The sequence below is a fragment of the Polaromonas sp. genome, from assembly GCF_013817205.1.
GTDB lineage: Bacteria > Pseudomonadota > Gammaproteobacteria > Burkholderiales > Burkholderiaceae_C > Polaromonas.
The window spans coordinates 13888-35626 of sequence record NZ_JACDDD010000026.1 but is presented as its reverse complement, the minus strand read 5'-3'; the positions used below and the strand labels follow the sequence as shown (position 1 = coordinate 35626).

The window sequence follows — 21739 nt, the reverse complement described above, 5'->3', positions numbered from 1 at the left end:
GGAAAGTCAGACAACAGCGGAAGGGACAAGGCCGGTGGTTGCCGCACGCGGACTTGCAGAAAAACGGGACACGGAAAAGGCATCAATGGGCGTGGCGCTCTGGCCGTCACGCACCAGGTCGGCCAGCACGGCGCCGACTGCGGGGCCAAGCTGGAAGCCGCCGCCCGCAAAACCGAATGCATGAATCAGGCCGGGTGTGGTGGCGCTGGGGCCCAGCACCGGCTGGCGGTCGGGCAGGTAGCCTTCGGTGCCGCTCCAGGTGCGAATGATGTGGGCGTTGCGCAGGGCCGGCAGCAAGTCGATGGTTTGCTGCATCAGCGCGGCAATGCCGCTGCGCTGCGCACGGGCGCGCTGGTCGTCCAGCGCATAGCCTCGGCCGCCGCCAATGACGCAATTGCCGCGCGCCACCTGCCGCGCATAGACGCCGCCGCCTTCCACGCCCAGGCTGAAGTTCAGGAACACCGGCAGGGGTTCTGTCACCGCCATCTCGGGGTGGCCCGACTCCATGGGCACCACATCGCCAAACTGCGCCGCGATGGTGCCGGCCCAAGCGCCCGCACAGTTGAGCAAATGCCTGGCGCGAACCTCCAGCGCATTGCCCGAGCGCAGCACAAACGCCGTGCCGTCGTGTGCCGCTTCATCGATGTGTGTCTGCTCGCGCACATCCGCGCCCAGCCGCTGCGCGGCCAGCGCAAAGGCCGGTGACACCAGGCGCGGATTGGCCTGCCCGTCATCCGGGCACAGCGACGCGCCCACGGCAACCCGGCTCAGCCAGGGACAGCGCTCGCGCAAGGCCCGCGCCGAAAGGATTTGCAGATCCATTCCGAAGCCCTGCGTGCGCTCGCGGTAGCTTTCCAGCGCGGCCAGGTCGGCTTCGCTGCGTGCAATCTTGAGGTGGCCGGAGCGCAGGTACTCGCCTTCAATGCCAATGAGTTCGGGCAGCCGCGCCCACAGGCCCTGCGCGCGTTGCGACAGCGGCAACTGGCTGGCTGGCCGCCCCTGGCGCCGCACGCCGCCATAGTTCACGCCGCTGGAGCGGGAACCGCAGAGATCGCGCTCCAGCAAGACCACCGACAGGCCCATGCGCCGCAGGAACAGCGCGGCCGACGAGCCCATGATGCCGCCGCCAATGATGGCGACATCGGCAGAGATGCGTTCCATCATGCGGCCTCTCCGTTCACCCGGGCCATGGCGGCAAACGGCAGCGGCTTGATGGGCGCCTGGCCGCGCAGCCGGCCCACCGCATCGGGTGCGGCGGCGCAGGCATGCGCGAGGATTTCCGCCGCCGCCACGCCGCAGGTGCGACCCTGGCAGCGCCCCATGCCCACGCGCGTCAGGGCTTTGAGGCGGTTCATCTCGCGCGCGCCGGTGTCGTGGACGCATTGGCGCAATTCGCCCACGGTGATTTCTTCGCAGCGGCAGATCACCAGCTCGTCAGGTGCGCTGGCAGCCCAGTCCTGCGGGAAAGGGAAGGCTCGCTCCAGCCCGACGCGAAAGGCCGCCGTGCGCGCCAGCTTCACTTCCAGTTCGGAGGCGCGCGCGGCATCCACGGCATCCACGGCCTTTCCCGCGTCGGCCAGCAGCGCCAGGGCCGAACGCTCGCCCGCCCACTCGGCCGCGTCAGCGCCCATGATGCCTACCCCATCGCCCGCCAGGTAGACGCCCGGAACACTGGAGCGCCCTGCCCCATCGCGCTCGGGCAGCGCGGCGCGCTGCAGGGTGTTGTAGCTGAAACGGCAGCCCAGCAGGTCGGCCAGCTGGGTTTCGGAACGCAGCGCATAACCAAAGGCCACGGCATCGCAGGCCACTTCGTGCTCGGTGGCGCCAGCGCGCCAGCGCATGGCCGTGACCTGCACCTTGCCTGTGGCACGCACCAGCCGCACGCCCTGGTGCACCGGCACGCCGTGCGCGCGCAACCAGCCCAGGTAATACACGCCCTTGGCAAACACCGCGGGCTGGCGCAGCATGACCGGGGCCGCCAGCGCCTTGTCCTTGAAACTGGCGGTGTCCAGCACGGCAACCACCTTTGCGCCTGCTTTCGCATACTGGTAGGCCACCAGATACAGCAGGGGCCCGGTGCCGGCGATGACCACGCGCGAACCAATGGCGCAGCCCTGGTACTTCAGCGCCACCTGCGCGGCGCCCAGGGTGTAGACGCCGGGCAATGTCCAGCCCGGAAACGGCAGGACGCGATCCGTCGCACCGGTGGCCACGATCAGCTGGCCATACGGCAGCGTGCCCATGCGGCCGCGGCAAAGCAAATCAAGCCGGCCGCCTTCGGCGCTCCAGACCAGCGTCTCGGGCCGGTAGTCGACGCGGTTCAGAATGCCGGCCATGGCGCTGTGCAGCGCCTCCGCACGGCCGGCTTCAAAGCCATACAGCGCGCGTTTGGAGCGGGTGAAGCCGGGTGGCGGCTGGCGGTAAATCTGCCCGCCCCAGCGCGGGGCTTCGTCAATGACCACCGGCCGCACGCCGTGCGCGACCAGCGTTTGCGCCGCGCGCACGCCGGCCGGGCCGGCGCCCACAATGACGGGTTGCAGGGCTTTTGTCATTCGTGCCCCTCCTCGCCGGTGACCAGGCGCATGCCCTCTTCAATGAACGTGCCGCAGGCGCGCAGGCGCTGGCCCGACTCGGTCGTGATCCAGCAGTCCTGGCAGGCGCCCATCAGGCAAAAGCCGGCGCGCGGTGCGCCGCTAAATTCGCTGCGGCGCAATTGCGCGCCGTGCGTGAGCACCGCCGTCAGCACGGTGTCGCCCGCCAGCGCGCTCAGCGCCTGGCCGTCGAGCACAAAACCCACTGCGGGGCGGCCGGTTTCGGCCACGCGCTGAAAGAGTGCCACGGGTATTTTGTGAAGGGGCTGGGTCATTTGTGCCCTACCAGAATCTTGTCGAGGCCATAGATGCGGTCCAGCACCAGCATGGCCACGGCCGTCAGGGCCACCATGAGTGCCGACACCGCCGCCATCAGCGGGTCAATCGACTCGGTGGCGTACATGTACATGCGCACCGGCAGTGTCACGGTGGAAGGGGCCGTGACAAAAATCGACATGGTGACTTCGTCAAAGCTGTTGATAAAAGCCAGCAGCCAGCCGCCGGTGACGCCGGGCAGAATCATCGGCAGCGTGACGCGGGTGAACACCGTGGCCTGGCTGGCGCCCAGCGACAGCGCGGCCTGCTCGGCGCTGCGGTCACTGCCCTCCACCGACGCCAGCACCAGCCTTAGCACATAGGGCGTGACGATGACCACGTGCGCCAGCGCCAGCCAGAAGAAGCTGCCGGTAGCGCCTATCAGCGAAAAGGTTCGCAACAAGGCCACCCCCAACACCAGGTGCGGAATGATCAGCGGCGAGAGAAAGAGGCCATTGAGAAAATCACGGCCCGGAAAACTGTGGCGCGCGATCGCCAGCCCGGCCGGCACGGCGAGAAAAGTGGCGAGTGTGGCAGAGATTGCCGCCAGCCACAGGCTGTTCTTGAAGGACTGCACAAAGTCCGAATGCGCAAACACTGCGCGGAACCAGCGCAATGAAAATTCCGTGGTCGGGATGGCCAGCGTGTTGCCGGGCGTGAAGGCCACCACACACACAATGACCAGCGGCGCCAGCATGAAGGTGATGACAAGTGCGTTGAACAGTAGCGCGAGGGGACCGTTTTTAGACATGGCGCGCTCCTTATCCCAGGGATTTCTTGTAAGACCGCTCCAGCACGCGGTTGTAGCTCAGCATGATGACCAGGTTGGCCAACAGCAGCGTCAGGGCAATCGCCGCGCCCAGCGGCCAGTTGAGCTCGTGCAGATACTCGTCGTACACCACAGTGGCTACCATCTTCAGACGCCTCCCCCCCAGAAGGCCGGGAATCGCAAATGCGCTGGCGCTGAGGCCGAACACGATGAGGCTGCCCGACAGGATGCCCGGCAGCACCTGCGGAAAGATGATGCGGCGCAAGGTGGTGAAGTGCGAGGCCTGCAGCGACAGCGCCGCGTCTTCCACGCCCGGGTCCAGCTTTTGCAGAGACGTCCATACCGGGATCACCATGAAAGGCAGCATGACGTGCACCAGCGCAATGACCACGGCCGCTTCGGTGTAGAGGATGCGCATGGACGGCAGGCCCACAGCCCGCATGGCCTGGTTGACCACGCCCTCGGGGCCCAGCAACATGCTCCAGCCGAAAGCGCGCACCACCACTGACACCAGCAGCGGCGCCAGCACCACCAGCAACAAAATGGAGCGCCAGGGGCTGCGCATGCGGCTCAGCACATAAGCCTCGGGCGCGCCGACGACGATGCAGATCAGCGTGGTGAGTGCCGAAATCCAGAGGGTGCGCCAGAAGATGCCGTGGTAGTAGTCATCCGTCAGAACGGCGGCGTAATGCGCCAGGGTGAAGCTGTTCTTGACGCCCGTGGCGTGGTCAAACACCTGGAAAGACAGCACGGCGGTGAGCGCCAGCGGCACCAGCAGGAGGCAAGCGAATAGTGTGAAGGCCGGCGCCGACAGCAGCCAGGGCGTGCGTGACGCGCTCGCCCGCGCCGGTGACGTGACCGGTGCGGCCACAGCGGCGCTGTTCATGCTGGCATCCCTTGCGCGCCGGGCAGCAGACGCACTTGCTGGGCGGTCCAGTCCAGGCCGACGTTGGAACCCTCTTCAGCGGGCGCCGTGCCGTCGTTGGGGCAGACCACCGCGAGCCGGCCTGCCGCGGTCGACACCTGGTAGAGCCACTGGCTGCCAAGGAAGAAACGTTCGTGCACCGTGCCGCCAATACGGCCGCTGGCTTCGGGCACGAGGCGGATCTTTTCGGGACGCAAGCTCAGCACCACAGCGTCGCCTTCCGCCACGCCGGGCGCCTGCACCTCGAGCGGTACATTGCCGCCGACATTCACCGTGGCCCAGGGGCCGGCGGCCGTCACGCGGCCTTCCAGCAAATTGGCCTTGCCGACAAAGCTGGAAATAAAGCGGGTTTGCGGATGCTCATACAGCCGGTGCGGTTCGTCGATCTGCGTCACGCGGCCAGCCTCCATCACCACCACGCGGTCGCTGATGGACATGGCTTCGGTCTGGTCGTGCGTGACCATCACCGTAGTGGTTCCGACCTTGCGCTGGATCTGCCGCAATTCAAACTGCATTTCCTCGCGCAGCTTGGCATCCAGGTTGGAGAGCGGCTCGTCCAGCAGCAGCACCGGCGGCGAGATCACCAAGGCGCGGGCCAGGGCGACACGCTGGCGCTGGCCGCCCGAGAGTTCACGCGGATAGCGGCCTGCATGCGCCTCAAGATGCACCAGGGCCAGCGCAGCCTTCACGCGCTCGGCCCGCTCTTCTTTGGGCACGCGGCGCATCTCCAGGCCGAAGCTCACGTTGTCGTACACGCTCATGTGGGGGAACAGCGCATAGCTCTGGAACACGATGCCCAGGCCGCGCGAATTGGGTTTGGCGTGGGTGATGTCACGGCCGTCCAGCGTAACCTGGCCAGATGTCACTTCGCAAAATCCCGCAATCATTTGCAAGGTGGTGGTCTTGCCGCAGCCCGAAGGGCCGAGCAGCGAGACGAACTCGCCCTTTTCCACCGACAAGTCCATGTCGGCCACAGCGCGGGTGGCGCCGTAAGACTTGTTCACATTCGCCAAGGTCAAAAAAGACATGGGGAGCACCTCTGCAACAAGGGGGATGGCCAGCGCCGCAACATGCAGGACGATGACACCTTGATGACTTCATGCTAGGGCATCCTATAAAAAATCGTCAATAGGTTATTCCGTATAGAGATATATTTATTTGATTTATTCCATTTAACGGAATTTATGTACACTTATATAAACATCAATTCCGCCCAAGGAGACGCCATGAAAGACGACGAGAACAGCTCCAGCAGCGTGCAGCGGGCCTTTTCCATTCTCCGGGCCCTGGCCACCACGCAGGCCAAAGGCGGGCGCATCACGCACATCGCCAAGGCCACGGGCCTCACGCAGGCGACCACCCACCGCATCCTGCAAAGCCTGGTGGCCGAGCGCGTGGTGGAGCAGGAACCCGGCTCCAAGCTGTACCGCTTGAGCATTGATTTTTTTGCGCTGGCCGCGCAAGCCGGCAACACCATGGACTTGCGCAGCCTGTGCCGGCCCTCCATGTTGCGGCTGTGTGCCAGCTTGGGTGACACCATCTTTTTGCTGGTACGCAGCGGCTTTGATGCGGTTTGCCTGGACCGCAGCGAAGGTCCGTTTCCGATTCGCTCTTTCACCGGCGACATCGGCGGGCGTGTGGCATTAGGCATGGGCCAGGGCGGCCTGGCCATCCTCGCGTTTTTGCCCGAAACCGAGCGCGAGGAAGTGATCCGCTACAACCTGCCGCGGGTGCGCGAGTTCGGTGTATATGACGAGGTCTACCTGCGCACAGAGATAGAGCGCGTGCGCGAACTCGGCTACGCCGGGCGCAACACCAACCTGCTGGACGGCATGGCCGGCGTCGGCGTGCCGGTGCTGGACCGCGAAGGCCGCGCGGTCGCAGCGCTTAGCGTGGGGACGATTTCCTCACGCTTGAGCCCCGATCGCTTGCCGACGGTGGTGGAGCTACTCAAGCGCGAAGCAACAGCCATCAGCGCGCAGATCAACCCGTTTGACAGCACGCTGCGCCGGCCCGCGCAGAGCCTTGCACCTGCTGATAATGACTGAGACACTCTGACGGCTGCGACCCTTCTGCGCCTCAAAAAGGAAAGCCCCGTGGATAACGAACTCGCCAAGAAGCAAGGTGCGATCCTTTCGGTCAAAGAGAAAGCCGTTGCAAAGATGGGGATAGCGGCGGTCGCGTTTTGCCTGGCCTGGGCGGAATGGCTTACACCTTCCGTTCCACCCTTTGTCGGCAAATGGGCCTGGACAAAGATTTGGGCCTTTGAGGTGATGGGGCCGCGTGGAATTGTCGGCATATGGATGGCCTTGGGAACACTGATGCTGGCGCTCGGCCTCATGCAGCTGTGGAACTCGGAAAAGCGCACCCACTAAATGTCACTGCTGATCACAGCGACCTGATCACCACCCATTCATTTCACAGCATTCGCCTGCTCACGCAACCACTCGCGCAGTTGCACCAGCGGCCGCCAGCTGGTTTTCTGCGAAGGCCAGACCAGGTAGTAGGCAAAGTCGGAGCTCAGTGACAAGTCAAACGGCACCGCCAGCGTGCCGTCGGCAATGTCGTCAGCGACCAGGAAGCGCGGCAGCACCGCCAACCCTAAGCCCGCCTTAACGGCCTGCGCAATCATGGAAAAAAGCTCGTACTTGGGCCCTATGCCTGCGCCCTGCGCGTCATCAATGCCTGCCAGCTGAAACCAGTCGCGCCAGGCGTGGGGTCGCGTGCTCTGGTGGATCAGCGTGAACTTGAGCACATCGGCCGGCCGGCGCAACTGGCGTTTTTTTATCAACACCGGGCTGCACACCACCACGCTGTCTTCACCCACCAAGTATTCGGATTCGGTGCCGGGCCAGTCGGGCCGGCCGTAGTGGATGGCCGCGTCCAGCCCCGTCAGTGAAAAGTCGAAAGGCTGCAGGCGCGTGGCCAGATTCAGCGTCACATGCGGATGGGCTTTCAGAAAAGACGGCATGCGCGGAATCAGCCACTTAGTGGCAAAGGTGGGCACCACGCCCAGCTCCAAGGTGCCACCTTCGCCTTTGGACGACACCAGGTCCAGCATGGCCGCCTCCAGCGCATCCAGCGCCGGACTGACCCGCGCCAGCAGCGAACGGCCGGCGTCGGTGAGTTCCAGCTGGCGCGGCAGCCGCAAAAAAAGGCTCACGTCCAGGTCGTGTTCCAGCCCCAGGATCTGGTGGCTGACCGCGCTCTGGCTCACCGACAGGTCTTGCGCCGCCAGTGTGAAGCTGCCGCGGTGGGCGGCTGCCTCAAAGGCCAGAAGGGCTTGGGTGGAAGGGATTCTTCTGCGCATCGCATCAATATATCTCATGCCTTCATCGAAATACATCCTTTGCGCACCAGGCCTGAATTATTGAAAATCCAGCCTTCATCTGCGTGAAACACCCTTGAAATGACCCAGCTCCAGAAACTCCTTTCAGGCTGCCTTCCGCCTGAAGCCGTGAAAATCATCCATGAGCAGATGTACGTCCACCCGGCGCTGCAGAAGCCGGCGTCAGGCACCGTCACCCGCGCAGAGCTGGCCCAGGCGCTGAACATGGCGCTGTTTCATGACCTGGTGCAGCGCGTGCCGGCCAGTCAGGACTACATTGCCTGCGACGTGGTGGCGCAAAAGCGCCAGGTGGTGTTTGACCATGGCGCGCTGCGCACCGTGCGCTGGCCCAGCGGGGCGCTGCCCGGTGGTGAGGCGGCCTTTACGCGGGTGCTGCGGCCGCTGGGTTTTGCGCTGCAGGACACTTACCCCCTGCCCCGCCTGAAAATGACGGGCCGGGCCTACTGCCACCAGGATTTTCCGCAGGACATTGCACAGTTTTTTGTATCCGAGCTGCACCCCGAAGAGTTTTCATCTGCCTTCCAGACAACGGTGACGCGTGTGCTGTCCACCTCGCGCGACCCGCTGGGAGCGCAGGACATCGCCGACCTGGATCAATTGACGCGCGACGGCACACTGCCCCTGCAACAAGCGCTGCGGTTGCTGCCCCATCTGATCGCATGCTTTGGTCGCCAGCACGACGTGTTTGCACTGGAAGACTACGAAGCGCTGTTGGCCGAATCGGCTGAAATGGCCTGGATTTCAACCGAAGGCAATGCCTTTAACCACGCCACCGACCGCGTGGCCGACGTGGATGCCGTGGCCGAACACCAGCGCGCGCTGGGCCGTCCCATCAAGGACAAGGTCGAAGTCTCGGCCAGCGGCCGCGTACGCCAGACGGCCTTTCGCGCCGCCAGGGTAGAGCGCGAGTTCATCGCCGCGCAAGGCCGCGTCACGCGCAGCGTGCCCGGCTCGTTCTACGAGTTCATCACGCGTGCCGAACTGGCGCCCCTCGCAGCGAACGACCCGGTGCAGGCGCCGCAGCTTGACCTGGCCTTTGACGCCGGCAATGCCACCGGCATTTTCGGCATGACAGCCGCGCGGGCATGAGCGGTGTGCGCGGGCCGGTGCGGCCACTCTACGCGCAAGCCAGCGGCTCACCCATACGCGCCATGCTGGCGCTGGCCGGCCAGGAGGGCATGATCTCACTCGCAGGCGGGCACCCCGACCCTGCGCTGCTCCCTGCTGACTGGCTGCGCGAGTCGCTGCTGGAAGTGACCGGAAAACTGCAAGGCCGCAGCCTGCAATACGGCGCCACAGAAGGTCTGCCCGAGCTGCGCGAGGCCAGCGCGGCCTTGTTGACGCAACGCGGCCTGGCAGCCAAGGCGGCAGAGCTGATCATCACCACGGGTTCGCAGCAGGCCATCGATTTGCTGGCGCGTGTGCTGATCGAGCCCGGCGAAAGCATTGCGGTGGAATCGTTTAACTACCCCGCGGCGCTGCAGGCCTTTCGCTTCGCGGGTGCCCGCCTGGTCGAAGTTCCGACCGACGCACAGGGCATGGATGTCGACAGGCTCGAACCCATCCTGCTGGCCGAGCGCCCGCGCGTACTCTACGTGGTGCCCAACTTCGCCAACCCGACCGGCGCCGTGATGCCGCTGGCGCGGCGGCTTCGCCTGCTGGAGCTGGCCGCACAATATGGCGTGACGCTGATCGAAGACGACCCCTACGGTGAACTCTGGTTTGGCGAAGCGCCGCCGCCGCCACTGGTTCAACTCAACCAGCAGGCCGGCTCACCCGCGCAGGTCGCCTACATGACCAGCTACTCCAAAGTGGTGGCGCCTGCCCTTCGCCTGGGTGTGTTGCTCGCGCCGGCCGACATACTGCGCGCGGTGGTGCTGGCCAAACAGGCCGCCGACGTGCACAGCGGCTCGCTGGAGCAATTGACGCTCGCGGCCATGCTGGACTCCAATCGTCTCGCGCCGCACCTGAATCTGCTGCGCAGGGCCTATGCAGAAAAAGCCGCCACACTGGCCGGCGCATTACGCGCGCATGCCGGCGGGCTGCTCGAATTCGATGCGCCGCAAGGCGGCATGTTTGTCTGGGCCAGGCTGCGCGGTGATTTACCTCTGTTGCCGACACAAGACTGGATGAACTTCGGCCTTCAGCACAAAGTGCTGGTGGTGCCGGGCGCTGCCTTCAGCATCAGCAATGACGCGCAGCCGTAGCAGCGCCTGAGCTTTGTCAACCCTTCACCGGCCGCGCTGCAGCAAGGCGCCGAGCGGCTGGGCCGCGGGCTTCACAGCCTTGCTTCAAAAACATCTTCAGATATCAGGACCACCCCCGAAAGGACTTCATGAGTTACTCCAGCGACGTTTCATCCCTCTTCAAGGCCCTGGGCGTCAGCGCCGAGCTTGGCAGCAAGGCGCCCGCTGCGATTGAAGTTATCACCCCGATCGACGGAAGCCACTTGGCGCGCGTGGCCATTCAAAATGCCGCCGACGTTGACAGGGCGATCAACGCTGCCCATCAGCGCTTCATCGAATGGCGCAATGTGCCGGCCCCCAAACGCGGTGAACTGGTACGCGCCTTCGGTGAAACCGTGCGCCGCCACAAGGCCGAGCTGGGCCAGCTGATTTCCCTGGAGACCGGCAAGATTCTGCAAGAAGGCCTGGGCGAAGTACAAGAGGTCATCGACATCTGTGAATTCGCCGTCGGCCTGTCGCGCCAGCTCTACGGCCTGACGATTGCCAGCGAGCGCCCCGACCACAAGCTGCTGGAAACCTGGCACCCCGTGGGCGTGGTCGGCATCATTTCGGCCTTCAACTTCCCGATGGCGGTGTTCGCCTGGAATGCCGCGCTGGCACTCGTGTGCGGCAACACGCTGGCCTGGAAGCCTTCGGAAAAAACGCCGCTGTCGGCCATTGCCCTCAACGGCCTGTTGCTGCAAACGGCGAAAGAGCTGAGACTGGAAACCGCAGGCCTGAGTGAATTGCTGATCGGCGAGCGCGCCACCGGCGAAGCTCTGGTCAAGCACCCGCACGTGAAGCTGGTGAGCGCCACCGGCTCCACCGCCATGGGCAAGAACGTGGCCATCGCTTGCGCGGGCCTCTTCAAGCGCTCGCTGCTGGAGCTGGGCGGCAACAACGCCGCCATCGTCTGCCCCACGGCCAACCTCGAACTCGTCGTACGTGGCGCAGCTTTCGCGGCGGCGGGCACCGCCGGCCAGCGCTGCACCAGCCTGCGCCGCCTGATCGTGCACCGTTCGATCTATGCGGAACTGGTCAAACGGCTGGTGGCTGTGTTCGCACGGCTGCCGGTGGGCAACCCGCTGAAGGACGGCACGCTGGTCGGCCCACTGATCGATGGCCGTGCGCTTGACGCCATGCAATCGGCGCTGGATGAAGCCCAGAAGCTGGGCGCCACTGTGCATTTCGGTGAACGGCAGGCAGGCGACGACTCAGCCCACTATGTGCGTCCCGCCATCGTGGAGCTGAAGGAACAGGACGGCCCCATGCTGCACGAGACCTTCGCGCCAATTTTGTATGTGGTGCCCTACGACAACTTTGAGGAAGCCATCGCGCTGAACAATGCTGTAGTGCACGGCCTGTCGTCGGCCGTCTTCACGCAAGACCTGCGCGAAGCCGAACAGTTCACCTCGGCGCGCGGCTCCGATTGCGGCATTGCCAACGTCAACATCGGCACCAGCGGCGCGGAAATCGGTGACGCGTTTGGTGGAGAGAAGGAAACCGGCGGCGGCCGCGAGTCGGGCTCGGATGCATGGAAGGCATATATGCGCCGCGCCACCAACACGGTCAACTACGGCGCCAGCCTGCCGCTGGCCCAAGGCATCCGCTTCGACATATAGACAAGCATCGACGCGCTGGGGTGCGGTCGGCCGAGCGGCTGCGCGGGGGTCTTTTTCAGAACAAGACCATACCAAACCCAGCCATTTTTAAAAAGCACTTGATTTGTGAAAATAGAAGTGCAGTTGACGTAAGACGTAGTACCTTGACCGGCAAGGGACCACAGGGGACGGCGGGTGACTACACTGGAGTTCTTCCCACATACCAACCCCGGTTCGATTGATGGATTTTTTCATGATAGGGCTGCTGATCGCAGCCGGCACATACGCGCTCAAATCGGGCTACGAACGCAAACGTATCGCCTTGCTGGGCGGCCATCTCGGCCAATATGAGATTGAAAAACTCATGGAAGGTCTGACCGAGGGTTACATGGGAGCGCTCCCGGAGAACGCCCGCAGCGTCGGGACAGTATCTGGAACCTGCAGACAGCGACCGAGACCAAGCTGTGCGAGCAGTTCAACAATTTCGTCGCGGGCTTTTCCCAAGTGGATGCCTTTGACGCGCGCGTGAGCAAGCTGCCCGTGAGTTTTCCCTATGCAGAGCGGCTTTTTCCGGTGGCCACCTTCGACTTGCGACTGGGCCTGCTGGTGCACGCCGAAGGCATCACCCGAGCGGTGCAAAACAAGGGCGAGCAGTCCTCCAAAAGCAAGGCCTTCACCCTCTCCGCTGAAATTTTCCTGATGCAACTCACCTGCCACTGGTTCTGCAAGTCAAAACGGTGGCCTCGGCCCGTTTGCTGGGCCGTCACAAAACTTCTTACTCCCGGGTGCTGGCTTCCGTCGCGCCGGAGACGCGCCGCGCCTATCTTGAGCTGACGGGACCATGAAGCGCTGGCGCGGGTCAAGCGTCCTGCTGGCCGCGTAGAGTCGGCAGGCCCACGCCAGCCGCATCAAAACCACCGTCAACCGCCAGAACCTGGCCGTTAACAAAACTCGCCGCCGCGCTGCAAAGAAAACCCGTGACCGCTGCGATTTCTTCAGTGGTGCCGTAACGGCCCAGGGGGATGGCATCGTGGTAGTCGCGCCGGATGGCCGCGCTGTGCACCAGCTTGGCCATCTCGGTTTCAACCGGGCCTGGCGCGACAGCGTTGACGCGAATACCGATGTTGCCCAGCTCCACGGCTTGCTGCTTTGTAAGGTGAATAAGCGCCGCCTTGCTGGTGCCGTAAGCGGCGCGCAGCGTGCTGGCGCGCAACCCGGAGATGGAGGCGATGTTGACGATGCTTGCGCTACCCGACTTCAGCATCAAAGGGACAAAAGCCTGTGTGCAAAGAAACGCGCCGTCGAGGTTGGTTGCCATCACATGGCGCCATTCCTCGAATGTCGTGTCCATCACGGGCTTGAAGATGGCAACGCCGGCGTTGTTCACAAGCGCGTCAACACGGCCAAAAACAGTCTCCACCTTTTCAGCCGCCGACTGCACCTGCTGGGGGCTGGACACATCACAGGTAATGACCAGCACGTCGTCAGCCCGATCCAGCGCGGCATCGGCCAGCCCCAGCGCTTCACTGTCAAGATCGACAAGCACCACGCGATGCCCATGCGCCAGGAACCATTTCCCCATCGCCAGGCCGATGCCACGCGCGCCACCGGTGATCACGGCCACCGGCAGCGATGGTTCATCAAGCTTCATATGGTTTTCCCGAAAAAAGGATGCCGCGGCAAGAGCGCGGTGAGACCACTATAAAGCTATCGTTCATCGCGCACCCTTCCCTGCCGCGTCGTCACTCAGTTTCGGCCACCTGCTCCTGCATGCCGTACTTGTGGCGTGACCAGGCGACCAGGGCCTTCCCCGCCAGCCCCTTCAGGCCGGCGTGTTTCCACGGCGCATAAGCCTCCTCCGGCCCACGCCCCAGGCGCGACTTCTGCAAGCGCTCGCCACGGCCGTAAAACTCCCGGAAGCTCATGAGCAAGGGATGCCAGCGATCAGGATCCACCCGGTGCTCATGCCCGTTCATGAGGATGTCGGGGTGGACATGCACTTTCACGATGCGCACTTCGACACACACCGCAGGCACACCCATGCGCGGGTCTTTTCGGGCAAAAGGGCGAATTTCCTCAACGACAGCCTCCAGCTGGACCGGGCACTCCTGCGCACGCAGAGGTGCGACCGTCGCCGATGCCTGCGGCGTCAAACCGCTGGCGACAAACTTGACGGCCTCATGGCGGTAACCCAGCAGCTTTTTATGCACCGGCACCGGGCGGCTGCCGGTCGTCAGCGCCAGTCGATTGACTGCTTCCGCCATGCTGTCGGAGGGCAGGTTCAGCACACACTGCCCGGAGCGCCTGACGTTCTCGGTTGTTTTTGAGCTGGCGTCCAGTCCCAGCATGCAACTCCAGCCCAGCCACCAGGCCGAGGACATGGGCGCAAGGTTGCTGCTGCCGTCTTCATTGAGAGTACTGACCAGCACGACAGGCGTGCCCCAGTATTGGATGGCAGGTTCGATAAGGTGATGCATGGCGATGTCCATAAAGCTTGCTCTGGGCAAAACACAAGCTTAGGTCTGCACCGCCAAACCGACTCGCTGCTTTCGGACATGCCGTTGAAAAGTGCTACCCCAGTCCGCGTGCACGCTCCAGCAACAACTCCCGCTCACGAACATTACGCGCCAGTGCCGCCGCGCGTTCAAACTCTGCCCGCGCTTCTTTGTTGCGACCCAGTTTGGCGAGGAGGTCGCCGCGCACGCTGGGCAGCCATTGGTAAGCCTGTAGTGATGGCGCATCGCGCAGCGCATCAACAATGACCAACCCGGCGGCTGGTCCCTGGGCCATACCGACGGCAACGGCGCGGTTGATCTCCACCACCGGCGAAGGAGCAACATGTGCCAACTCGTCGTACAGGGCAGCGATGCCCGCCCAATCCGTCGCCTCACCCGTGGGAGCGCGCGCATGACACGCGGCGATTTCGGCCTGCAGCACATAAGGGCCCCGTGCGCCTGCCAACGCGGCGGCACGCCCCAGCGCGCTCAAGCCGCGACGGATCAACAGGCGGTCCCAGCGGCTGCGGTCCTGATCGAGCAGCAGTACCGGACGACCCTCTGCGTCAACCCGCGCCGCAGTGCGCGATGCCTGCAATTCCATCAACGCAATCAACCCGAGCGCCTCTGCCTCGTCCGGCGCAAGCTCTGCCAGCATACGGCCCAGCCGCAGCGCCTCGTCGGTGAGCACGGGCCGCATCCAGTCATCGCCGGCAGTGGCGGTGTAGCCCTCGTTGAAAACCAGGTAAACCACTTCGAGGACCGAGGCCAGGCGATCGCCCAGCGCTTCAGCGCGCGGCAGTTCAAATGGCACCTGTGCATCATAAAGCGTGCGTTTGGCGCGTGTGATGCGCTGCGCAATCGTCGGCTCAGGCACCAGAAAAGCCCGCGCTATTTCGTGGGTCGTGAGCCCGCCCAGCAGCTTCAGGGTGAGAGCCACACGCGCATCCGTGGAAAGCACCGGGTGGCAGGCGGTAAAAATCAGCCGCAGCAAATCGTCGCCGATGTCATCTTGCCGCGACGCATCAAGTGCATCTACAAAGTCTGGCACCACGGTGGCCTCCAGCGCTTCCATGTCGCTTCCGATTTGCTCTAACTTGCCTTGCAAAACCTTCTCGCGGCGCAGCCAGTCGAGAGCCCGGTTTTTGGCGGTGGCCATCAGCCAGGCGCCCGGATTGTCCGGCACGCCGCCGGTGGGCCAATGCTCCAGCGCAGACACCAGTGCGTCTTGCGCCAGCTCTTCGGCCAGGCCAATATCGCGCACCATGCGGGCCACCACCGCAACGATCTTCGCCGACTCGATGCGCCAGACTGCCGCAATCGCCTGGTGCGTGGCCGAATGCATCAGGCTTGCTGGGGTGTGGCCGGTGCGGCGGCCATGTCCATGTAGGCAAGCTCCCAGATGTGTCCATCGAGGTCTTCGAAACCATGGGCGTACATGAAACCGTGGTCTTGCGGCGCGTTGGGTGCTTTGCCGCCAGCAGCCAGCGCCTTGCGCACCATCTCGTCCACACCGGCCCGGCTTTCGCACGAAAGACACAACAGAACCTCTGTGGTCTTGCTTGTGTCTGCAATCGCTTTTTTCGTAAAGGTCTGAAAAAAGCTTTCTACCAACAGCATGACGTAAATACCGCCCTCCTGCACGACCATACAGGCGCCCTGGTCGTTGGTGAACTGCGGATTGAAGCTGTAACCCAGCGCGCCGAAAAAGGCTTTCGAACGCTCCATGTTCTTGATGGGAAGGTTGATGAAGATTTGCTGTGACATGTGAAGTCCTTGAAAGTTTGAAAGGGTTAGCTGGTTTTTTCTACTTTGGCCTTGAGCCGGGAAAGACCGACTTCGAAGTCGGTACCAATCATCTTGTCCATGTTGAAGATCACGCCCATGAACTTTGACAGAAAAGGCGCCGGGCCTTCCATGGCCCAGGTGGCCTGGGTGGTCTGGCCCTCGGGCAGCAGCGAAAACGTGATGACGTTGTCGACCTTGAAGGGCGCTGTCATGAGCAGGCGCATCTGCACCTGGGACGGTGCGTTCGCCTGCACGATCTCGAAGCTGCCGCTACCGGCCTTTTTGCTTTGAAAGTCGTAATGGGCGCCAGGGCCAACGGCCGGGCCGCGGTAGCTGCCTGTCATGTCCGGATCCTTCACCGCATAGGGGTTCCAGCTGTTGAAAGCCTGCACGTCGTTGATCAGGGGAAAAATCCGGTCGGCGGGCGCGGCAATGCTGGTGCTGCGCGCCACACGGAAGGTGTCGGGCCGCTGGGAGGCGATGAGCGCGATGACGGCGACGGCCAGCAGCAACACGCCGAGCAGGCTCAAAAGGGTGGTCTTGATCATGGCGGCTCCTTACTTCTGGCTAGGCGTGTTCATCTCGCGAAAACGCTCGACCTGCGCGCTGGGCTCGAAGTCATCGAGCTCATAAAGCTGGCGCACCTCGATCTCCGCAGGGGCGTTTTCGCCAACCGGGTTGGGATAACGGCGCGACCATTCCAGCGCCTCTTCCCGGCTGCGCACCTGGATGGTGGTGAAACCGGCAATCAACTCTTTGGCCTCGGCAAACGGGCCGTCGATCACGGTGCGCCTGCCGCCAGCGTACTGGATACGCCAGCCCTTGCGGCTGGGTTGCAGGCCGCTGGCGTCCAGCAGCACGCCGGCCTTGGCCAGTTCCTCGTGAAACCCGGCCATGGCAGCCATCAGCTGCTCGTCCGGCATGGGAGTCGGTTCGGCCTCGAATTCGGGCGTGGACTTGACGATGATCATGAATCGCATGGACTTTTCCTTGGTAAGAAACGAAGCCGGGGGCCGGACGGCCCGCAAAACGGCAGCATCTACCTCCACGACGAAGCAAGAAACGCTAAATCGACAGGCTTCAAGAAAAATTTGAAATTTTTCCGGACTTGGGCAGACCAGCTCACATCAGGCGAAGCAGGGCCCCAGTCCGCGCACTTCCACGGTTGCCCATTCGGCTGCCGGACACTGGCTGGCGATGGCAAGGGCTTCCTCACGGGTGTCGCAAGCCAGCAGGAAGAACCCGCCGACCATTTCCTTGGCCTCGGCAAAAGGTCCATCAAGCACGCTGACCCGCCCGCCGCGCACCTGCACGCGCGACGCCTGGTCCTGGGAGAGCAGGGATTCGGTGGCCAGCAGCAAGCCGCGCGCCTTCAGGTCAGCCGCAAAATCCAGCATGCGCCCGTAGACGACGCGGCCTTCGGCTTCGCCGAGTGTCTGGCGCTGACCGATGGGTTCGTGAATCAACAACATATACGGCATGGATCGGCGTCCTTCGAAAAGTCAGGAGTGCAGTATGCCGTGCCCCTGGAAAGGCCACACTGCGGCGCCGGCACAGCCACCAATTGCTATTAATTTGATAGCTGCTTGCGCCCGCGGGGCGAGGGCTGACTGCCAATTCGATGCACAAATTCATGGCTACGAGGTTCAACACCTGCGAAAAGCTGCTGCGCACCGGCTGGGTCGATTCCCCACAGCGCATGGCCGATCTCACACTTTGCCGGATCCAGCTTGCGCTTTTGGGGCAAGCTCCCGTTCCGCTGCCCGGCCCCGTCCTGCGGACGCCGACTTCAGACCTTGCTGAAATCCGGCTTGCGCTTTGCCATGAACGCGCCGAAAGCTTCCTTGGCTGCGGGCTCCTGCAGCATGCGGCCGAAACTCGCGCCTTCGTCGGCCATCTGCTGGACCACCAGCGCCTGCTGACCCTTCTTCATCAGTCGCTTGGTCTCGACCAGCGAGGACAGCGGCTTGGCGGCGAGCTTTCGCGCGATCGCCTGCGCGATGCCGTTGGCCTCGGTCGGTGGCACCACGCGATTGACCAGACCGACTTCGAGCGCGGCCTCGGCCATGAAGGGTTCGCCCAGCAGCAAGGCTTCCGCAGCGCGATGGTAACCCAGCATCTGCGGCACCAGCAGGCTGGACGCCGCTTCAGGGCACAGACCCAGGTTGACAAAGGGCATGGAGAACGCCGCGTTGTCCCCGGCGTAGACGAGGTCGCAGTGGAACAGCAGGGTCGTGCCCACGCCGACGGCCGGACCGCAGACGGCGGCGATCAGCGGCTTGGGGAAGGCCGCGATGCCGCGCAGGAAGCGGAACACGGGCGAGTCCATGCCGGCCGGTGGCTTGTTCAGGAAATCGCCGATGTCGTTGCCGGCGGAGAAGATGGACTCCTGCCCCTGCAGCAGCACCACACGCACCGAAGCGTCGGCTTCAGCGGCAGCCATTGCGTCGGCCAGAGCGGCGTACATGGCGGAGGTGATGGAGTTTTTGCGCTCCGGCCGGTTGAAGGTGATGGTCATCACACCGGCTTCGGTGTGGCTGAGGATGTCTGTACTCATTTGGTTTCCAGTGCTTGTTTGACGAAATCGAGACGGTCCTGGCCCCAGTGCATCTGGCCGTCGATGAAGAAGGTGGGCGCACCGAACACGCCGCGCTCCACAGCCTCCTGGGTGATGGCCTTCAGGCGATCCTTCACGATCGGCTCCGCCGTCATCGCCAGCATGGCTCCGGGATCGAAACCCGCAGCCTGAAAAACGGCGCCGACCACCTCGGCATCATTCATGTTTTTGGCATCTACCCAGATGGCGCTGTACATCGCCTCCACGTAAGGTAAAAAACGGGCGGGGTCACGCATCTGCAGGCCGGCAGCGGCGCGCATCAGGGTCAGCGTATTGATCGGAAAAAAGGGGTTGTTGACGAAGGGCACGCCGTAACGCTCAGCAAAGCGGCCCAGGTCGTCCATCATATAGCGGCCCTCGGCGGGCACGGTGGTGGGGGAATGGTTGCCTGTGGCATGGAACACACCGCCGAGCAACATTGGTTTGTAGTCGATGGTGGCGCCGGCTTCACGGCAGACCTGTGGCAGTTGCTTCCAGGCGATGTAGGCGGCCGGGCTGCCCACATCAAAAAAGAACTCGACGGTTTTTGTCATCAAAATTTCTCCATATAAGGCCGAAGGTCCATCTCGTGCGTCCAGGCATCACGCGGCTGGCGATGCAGCATCCAGTAGGTGTCGGCGATGTGCTCGGGGTTGAGGATGCCGTCCTCCGCCTTCAGCGCGTAACGCTCCGGGAAGTTGTCGCGGATGAAGGCGGTATCGATGGCACCATCGATCACCACATGGGCCACATGGATGCCGCGCGGGCCAAGTTCGCGTGCCATGCTTTGCGCCAATGCGCGCAGGGCCATCTTGGCACCCGAGAACGCGGCGAAGTTTGCGCCGCCGCGCAGCGATGCGGTAGCGCCGGTGAAGATGATGGTGCCCTTGAGGCCATCACCGTCCCGCTGCACCATGCGTTTGGCGACTTCACGGCCGTTGAGGAAACCACTGAAACAGGCCATCTCCCAGATCTTGAAATACTTGCGCGCGCTTTCTTCGAGGATGCTGCTGGGCGCATTGGCGCCAATGTTGAAGACCAGCACCTCGATGGGGCCCAGCGTGCTTTCGATCTGCTCGACCAGCGCAACCACTTCTTCTTCCTTGCGAGCGTCGGAGGCGAAGCCATGCGCCGTGCCGCCTTCTGCGCGGATCTGTTCGAGCAGCGGCTGCAGCTTGTCCAGGCTGCGCCGCGTCACGCAGGTGGTGTAGCCCTCGCGCGCAAAGCGCCGGGCAACCGCACCGCCGGTGGCGTCGCCCGCGCCAATGATGAGAGCTACTTTGTTCATGATCACTCTTTGTAATAGACGACCTGGTGTGTCGTCACCAGCAAGTTGCCGGCCTGATTCCACAACTGGGCCGTCTGGTCGAAGTAGCCATTGCGAAAGGCCTGCGCCTGGGTTTGTCCCAGCAAGTGGCCACTGCCAGTGCGCTGCAGCAAAGCGTTGTCGGCATGGTAATAAACCGTCATGGAAACGGTCCCGATGGGCACCAGCAACGGACGACGACTCCAGACGCGCGGAAAAAAGACATCCGATAGCGCAGTCAGCGACGCAAAATCCAGCAGGCGCGGCGGGTCGTCGCGCAGCCACAGTCGGGTTCTGCTGACGCCCTGGTCGGTGCCACTCCACTCGACAGGAATCGCGCCTTCTGCAAAACGCATTTCATACCGCTTGACCCACTCCACGCGCGCCGGGCCAGTGGCACGCGGCACTTCGGCCGCTGCTGGAACGTCCGGCATCGTGTGTTCGTCGGCACCCCAAGTCTCACGCCGCAGGCCGAAGAAGGCTGTGCCTGTCAGCACCGTCTCGCCGTTCTGCTGCATCTCGATCACCCAGTGCTGGGTCGACCGGTTGGTACGCGCCGGGCGCACGCTCACGATGAACGGCCCGTCGTCCAGGGCTGCAGCAAAGTTGACCGTCAGCGAAATCGGGTCGCCCAGGCGCTGCGAATGCTGCAGCACAGCGTTAAGTGCTTGTGCCGCCGTGACGCCGCCGAAAGGGCCGACCATGTTGGCGTAAGCCGCGCTCGTATGGCCGAGAAAAGTGCCGTCGGCCTGCGGCTGCAGGGCAACCGCTGCATCAAAGGGGTGAGCGCTCATGGCCAAAGTATGCCGCCGTAGCGGCGATCAGGCAGTCGTGCCGGCGACGCCACCGGCAGCCGGCAGGGTCGCCATGCCTTCCAGGATGCCCACCGTGCGTGGCCACAGGCTCTGGCTGAACTGCTGGCGGAAAAACCCGAAGTGCCCGATCCGTTTGACCCCCAACTCGGCTGGCGTGATGCGCTCAAATCGACGCGCAGCCCCGGTATACAGATTAATCAGGTTTTGCGTGCCGCGCCAGGTCATCAGTTCGTCGTCGGTGATGGACAAGGCCAGTACCGGAAAACTCGCCTGCGCGTAACTCAGGCGTGCGCCCTCGCCTTCCGCACCCACGCTGTATTGCGGGTTCAGACACCATTTGCGCCACTGCAGCATCACGCCGGCCGGCAGATCGCCGACCTTCTTCAGCTTGCGCCCCGGAAAGTAGCCGAACACGCGCGTGGCCAGCGGCACCAGCACGTACCAGAAGTACAGCACCATGCGCTTGAGCTGCGGTGCGTTGTCGCGCCAGTAGCCGCTGCCGGCGGCGATGCTGACGAGGCCATCGACCTTGCCCTGATTCTTCAGTAACCCCGGCAGTTGCGCGCCCAGGCTGTGGCCCAGCAGGTACAGCGGCGCATCCGGCAAAGCCACCTTCGCCGAATCGACGACCGCTTCATAGTCGCTGGCCCAATCAAAAAGATCGGCCTTGAAGCCGCGCAGGCTGCCGTCGGGCGTGCCGGGCAGCGAGTCACCGGAACCCCGGTAGTCAAAGGTCGTGACACGAAAACCCTGGCCCGACAGCCACTCGGCAAACGGCGCGTAGTAGTCCTGCCGCACTCCCATGGCCCCGCCAATCACCACACCGGCCCGCGCCGCCGCAGTCGGTTCGTAGACCCGCAAGGAGAGTTGTGAAGTACCCGATTCAAGAACCTGCTTTTGCATGACTTTTCCTCCAACGAACCACAAAGCCACCAGGGCGTAGCGAGCGGGATGAGCTGCAAGG

General features: G+C 63.6%; 25 protein-coding genes. 5 read left to right on the top strand and 20 right to left on the bottom strand.

What is annotated here, in order from left to right:
• Positions 1-6 precede the first annotated feature (6 nt).
• Genes H0W47_RS08220 through H0W47_RS08195 form a run of 6 tightly spaced genes read right to left on the bottom strand, consistent with a single transcriptional unit; the run spans position 7 to position 5628 of the window.
• Positions 7-1164 carry an FAD-binding oxidoreductase gene (locus H0W47_RS08220; protein ID WP_296922945.1) on the bottom strand — a complete coding sequence of 386 codons (1158 nt, stop codon included), beginning with the start codon at positions 1162-1164 and terminating at the stop codon, positions 7-9.
• Positions 1161-2552 carry an FAD/NAD(P)-binding oxidoreductase gene (locus H0W47_RS08215; protein WP_296922942.1) on the bottom strand — a complete coding sequence of 464 codons (1392 nt, stop codon included), beginning with the start codon at positions 2550-2552 and terminating at the stop codon, positions 1161-1163. Before H0W47_RS08215 ends, H0W47_RS08220 begins: the two co-directional genes overlap by 4 nt.
• Positions 2549-2866 (bottom strand): (2Fe-2S)-binding protein, encoded by a 318-nt coding sequence (locus H0W47_RS08210; protein WP_296922940.1) that lies wholly within the window; start codon positions 2864-2866, stop codon positions 2549-2551. Before H0W47_RS08210 ends, H0W47_RS08215 begins: the two co-directional genes overlap by 4 nt.
• Positions 2863-3657 carry an ABC transporter permease gene (locus tag H0W47_RS08205; protein ID WP_296922936.1) on the bottom strand — a complete coding sequence of 265 codons (795 nt, stop codon included), beginning with the start codon at positions 3655-3657 and terminating at the stop codon, positions 2863-2865. Before H0W47_RS08205 ends, H0W47_RS08210 begins: the two co-directional genes overlap by 4 nt.
• A 10-nt stretch (positions 3658-3667) precedes the next feature.
• A complete protein-coding gene (locus tag H0W47_RS08200) occupies positions 3668-4561 on the bottom strand; it encodes an ABC transporter permease (protein ID WP_296922933.1) in 894 nt (297 codons plus the stop codon).
• Positions 4558-5628 (bottom strand): ABC transporter ATP-binding protein, encoded by a 1071-nt coding sequence (locus tag H0W47_RS08195; protein WP_296922930.1) that lies wholly within the window; start codon positions 5626-5628, stop codon positions 4558-4560. Before H0W47_RS08195 ends, H0W47_RS08200 begins: the two co-directional genes overlap by 4 nt.
• A gap of 198 nt (positions 5629-5826) precedes the next feature.
• Between H0W47_RS08195 and H0W47_RS08190 the strand changes: the two genes are divergently transcribed.
• Together H0W47_RS08190 and H0W47_RS08185 are read left to right on the top strand one after the other, a co-directional pair.
• Positions 5827-6648 (top strand): IclR family transcriptional regulator, encoded by an 822-nt coding sequence (locus H0W47_RS08190; protein ID WP_296922927.1) that lies wholly within the window; start codon positions 5827-5829, stop codon positions 6646-6648.
• A gap of 48 nt (positions 6649-6696) precedes the next feature.
• Complete coding sequence (locus H0W47_RS08185) at positions 6697-6975, top strand: hypothetical protein (RefSeq protein ID WP_296922924.1); 279 nt, start codon at positions 6697-6699, stop codon at positions 6973-6975.
• A gap of 38 nt (positions 6976-7013) precedes the next feature.
• On the opposite strand, the gene H0W47_RS08180 is transcribed toward H0W47_RS08185, so the two are convergent.
• A complete protein-coding gene (locus tag H0W47_RS08180; protein ID WP_296922921.1) occupies positions 7014-7910 on the bottom strand; it encodes a LysR family transcriptional regulator in 897 nt (298 codons plus the stop codon).
• 168 nt (positions 7911-8078) lie between these two features.
• Here H0W47_RS08180 and H0W47_RS08175 point away from each other — a divergent pair, with 168 nt between their 5' ends.
• The 3 genes from H0W47_RS08175 (at position 8079) to H0W47_RS08165 (ending at position 11796) form a co-directional block, all read left to right on the top strand.
• Entirely contained in the window at positions 8079-9038 is a 960-nt protein-coding gene (locus H0W47_RS08175) for a DUF1338 domain-containing protein (RefSeq protein ID WP_296922968.1), read from the top strand.
• Positions 9035-10156 (top strand): PLP-dependent aminotransferase family protein, encoded by a 1122-nt coding sequence (locus H0W47_RS08170; RefSeq protein ID WP_296922918.1) that lies wholly within the window; start codon positions 9035-9037, stop codon positions 10154-10156. The genes H0W47_RS08175 and H0W47_RS08170 overlap by 4 nt, the downstream gene beginning before the upstream one ends.
• A 128-nt stretch (positions 10157-10284) precedes the next feature.
• Entirely contained in the window at positions 10285-11796 is a 1512-nt protein-coding gene (locus H0W47_RS08165; protein WP_296922916.1) for an aldehyde dehydrogenase family protein, read from the top strand.
• Between the two features lie 363 nt (positions 11797-12159).
• Here the strand turns inward: H0W47_RS08165 and H0W47_RS18635 are convergent, their stop codons facing one another.
• The 13 genes from H0W47_RS18635 to H0W47_RS08100 form a co-directional block, all read right to left on the bottom strand.
• The gene (locus H0W47_RS18635; protein WP_367265145.1) at positions 12160-12492 is read right to left on the bottom strand and encodes a hypothetical protein; all 333 of its coding nucleotides are present in this window, start codon (positions 12490-12492) and stop codon (positions 12160-12162) included.
• Positions 12493-12634: 142 nt separating this feature from the next.
• Entirely contained in the window at positions 12635-13426 is a 792-nt protein-coding gene (locus tag H0W47_RS08155) for an SDR family NAD(P)-dependent oxidoreductase (RefSeq protein ID WP_296922914.1), read from the bottom strand.
• 91 nt (positions 13427-13517) lie between these two features.
• Entirely contained in the window at positions 13518-14252 is a 735-nt protein-coding gene (locus tag H0W47_RS08150; RefSeq protein WP_296922911.1) for a flavin reductase family protein, read from the bottom strand.
• Between the two features lie 94 nt (positions 14253-14346).
• Positions 14347-15615, bottom strand: a complete 1269-nt coding sequence (locus H0W47_RS08145) for an RNA polymerase sigma factor (RefSeq protein ID WP_296922909.1) — start codon at positions 15613-15615, stop codon at positions 14347-14349.
• Entirely contained in the window at positions 15615-16037 is a 423-nt protein-coding gene (locus H0W47_RS08140) for a VOC family protein (RefSeq protein ID WP_296922906.1), read from the bottom strand. Before H0W47_RS08140 ends, H0W47_RS08145 begins: the two co-directional genes overlap by 1 nt.
• A gap of 26 nt (positions 16038-16063) precedes the next feature.
• Positions 16064-16606 carry an SRPBCC family protein gene (locus tag H0W47_RS08135; RefSeq protein WP_296922904.1) on the bottom strand — a complete coding sequence of 181 codons (543 nt, stop codon included), beginning with the start codon at positions 16604-16606 and terminating at the stop codon, positions 16064-16066.
• Positions 16607-16615: 9 nt separating this feature from the next.
• Positions 16616-17038: a YciI family protein gene (locus H0W47_RS08130; RefSeq protein ID WP_296922901.1), complete on the bottom strand. Its 423-nt coding sequence runs from the start codon at positions 17036-17038 to the stop codon at positions 16616-16618.
• A 147-nt stretch (positions 17039-17185) separates the two neighbouring features.
• Positions 17186-17539 (bottom strand): YciI family protein, encoded by a 354-nt coding sequence (locus tag H0W47_RS08125; RefSeq protein ID WP_296922897.1) that lies wholly within the window; start codon positions 17537-17539, stop codon positions 17186-17188.
• 308 nt (positions 17540-17847) lie between these two features.
• Positions 17848-18615, bottom strand: coding sequence for an enoyl-CoA hydratase (locus H0W47_RS08120; RefSeq protein ID WP_296922894.1), 768 nt, complete (start codon positions 18613-18615; stop codon positions 17848-17850).
• Positions 18612-19208 carry a 2-hydroxychromene-2-carboxylate isomerase gene (locus H0W47_RS08115; protein ID WP_296922891.1) on the bottom strand — a complete coding sequence of 199 codons (597 nt, stop codon included), beginning with the start codon at positions 19206-19208 and terminating at the stop codon, positions 18612-18614. The genes H0W47_RS08120 and H0W47_RS08115 overlap by 4 nt, the downstream gene beginning before the upstream one ends.
• Positions 19208-19942, bottom strand: a complete 735-nt coding sequence (locus H0W47_RS08110) for an SDR family oxidoreductase (protein ID WP_296922888.1) — start codon at positions 19940-19942, stop codon at positions 19208-19210. Before H0W47_RS08110 ends, H0W47_RS08115 begins: the two co-directional genes overlap by 1 nt.
• A 2-nt stretch (positions 19943-19944) precedes the next feature.
• A complete protein-coding gene (locus tag H0W47_RS08105; RefSeq protein WP_296922885.1) occupies positions 19945-20754 on the bottom strand; it encodes a thioesterase family protein in 810 nt (269 codons plus the stop codon).
• A 27-nt stretch (positions 20755-20781) separates the two neighbouring features.
• Positions 20782-21678: an alpha/beta fold hydrolase gene (locus H0W47_RS08100; RefSeq protein WP_296922882.1), complete on the bottom strand. Its 897-nt coding sequence runs from the start codon at positions 21676-21678 to the stop codon at positions 20782-20784.
• Between the last annotated feature and the right edge of the window lie 61 nt (positions 21679-21739).